General features: G+C 76.5%; 2 protein-coding genes. Both read left to right on the forward strand.

What is annotated here, in order from left to right; genetic code table 11:
- Positions 1-24 precede the first annotated feature (24 nt).
- Positions 25-1,059 (forward strand): NlpC/P60 family protein, encoded by a 1,035-nt coding sequence (locus tag ACFU99_RS41635; RefSeq protein WP_384403426.1) that lies wholly within the window; start codon positions 25-27, stop codon positions 1,057-1,059.
- Positions 1,060-1,084: 25 nt separating this feature from the next.
- A partial coding sequence (locus ACFU99_RS41640; protein WP_384403423.1) for a hypothetical protein occupies positions 1,085-2,121 on the forward strand: 1,037 nt, incomplete at its 3' end.

Genomic DNA, 2,121 nt, shown 5'->3' on the forward strand with positions numbered 1-2,121 from the left:
CAGCGGAAGGGAGTGCGGCTTCCAGTGGCGTCCCATCGCCGTCCCACGCAGTCCGGGCTTACTCAGGCCACCGTCGTCTCCGTGGCCGTCGCCACCGCCGCCGCGGCGCTGGCGGCGACCCCCGCCGGCGCCGAACCGCGGGAGCACACCGCGCGGGCCAAGACCGTCAAGGCCCAGGTGGACCGGCTCTACGAGCAGGCCGAGCGGGCCACCGAGCGGTTCAACGCGGCGGGGGAGCGCAGCGGGCGCCTCCGCGGCCAGGTGGCGCGGATCCAGGACCGCGCGGCCCGCGGCCAGGAGCGCGTCAACCGCATGCGCACCGCGCTCGGGGCCATCGCCGGCGCCCAGTACCGCTCCGGCGGCATCGACCCGAGCGTCGCCCTGCTGCTCTCCTCCGACCCGGACGGCTATCTGGAGAAGGCCGCCACCCTCGACCGCCTCTCGGGCCGCCAGGCCGGGCAGCTGCGAAGGCTCCAAGGGGCCCAGCGCGCCCTGGGCCAGGAACGCGTCGAGGCGTCCCGGTTCCTCGCCGACCTGGAGGACAGCCGCAGAGCGGTCCAGGAGCACAAACAGGACGTCGAGCGGAAGCTCGCCACCGCGCGCAGACTGCTCAACTCGCTGTCCGACGCCCAGCGCCAGGAGTACGACCGGGCCTCGCGCTCCGCCGCCCGCCCCACCACGCTCCCGGACATCACGGGCGGCGCCGCCGCGTCCGGGCGGGCCGCCGCCGCGGTCGCGGCCGTACGCGGCGCGCTGGGCTCCCCGTACGTATGGGGCGCGTCCGGCCCCGGCTCCTTCGACTGCTCCGGGCTGATGCAGTGGGCGTACGGGCGGGCCGGAGTCTCGCTGCCGCGCACCTCGCAGGCCCAGCGGAACGCCGGACAGCACGTGCCGGTGAGCCAGGCCCGCCCCGGCGACCTCGTCGTGTACCGCGACGACGCCAGCCATGTCGGCATGTACGTGGGCAACGGACAGGTGGTGCACGCCCCGTACCCCGGTGCGTCGGTCCGTACCGATCCGGTCGGCATGATGCCCATCTCCTCGGTCACCCGGCCGTAGCTCCTGCCGCCCTTACGATCGGGGAGTGGCAGCTCAGAGGTGGCGGGTGGGGCGGCGGGCGGCGGTCTCGGCGGCGGTGGCGGCGCTCGCGCTGCCGGGGCTCGCCGGATGCGGGTCCGCCGGGAAACCCGACACCGGCACGCAGGGCGTGCAGCGCATGCTGGACCGGCGGGCCGCGGCCGTCCGGGAGCGGGATGAGACCACATATCTCGCCACCGTCGACCGGGACGCCACGGCGCTGCGGGCGCGGCAGCGCAAGGTGTTCGGCAATCTGTCGCAGGTGCCGCTGGCCTCCTGGGAGTACCGGGTGCGCGGCACCGGCGGCTTCACCCCCGCGGCGGGCGGCGGCAAGCGCCTCGCCGTACGGGCCGATCTGCGCTACCGGCTCGCCGGGTACGACACCGCGCCCGTCACCGTCGAGCGGAAGCTGACGCTGGCCGAGCGCGGCGGCCGGTGGTACGTGGCCGCGGAGGAGAGCGGCGGCAGCCAGCTCTGGGACCAGGGCCCCGTCACGGTCGTCCGGGGCGCGCACAGCCTGGTGCTGGGCGTCGGCCAGGACCGTGCCAAACTGCGGGCGCTCGCTGCGGACGCCGACCGGGCCGTGCCCGCCGTGGACGCGGCCTGGCACGGCTCGTGGGCCCACCGGGTGGTGGTCGAACTCCCGGCCTCGCTGGAGCGGATGGCCGGACTGCTCAGCGCGCCCCCGGCCTCGTACGGCGGCATCGCGGCCGTCACCACCGGTGAGTCCGGCAGTACGGGCGCGGCCCCCGCCGACCGCGTGATCGTCAACCCCGAGGCGTACGGGACCCTGGGCACGCTCGGCCGCCAGGTGGTGCTCACCCACGAGACCGCGCACGTGGCCACCCGCCCGTTCACCTCGTCGGCCACGCCGCTGTGGCTGTCCGAGGGGTTCGCGGACTGGGCCGCGTACCGGGCCACCGACCGTACGGCCCGCCAGGCCGCGCCCGAGCTGGCCCGCGCCGTGTCGCGCGGCGAGACGCCCGCGAAACTGCCGGCCGACGCCGACTTCGGCTTCGCGGGCGAGGCGCAGCGCCTCGCCGG

The sequence above is a fragment of the Streptomyces sp. NPDC057654 genome (assembly GCF_042800135.1).
Lineage (GTDB): Bacteria > Actinomycetota > Actinomycetes > Streptomycetales > Streptomycetaceae > Streptomyces.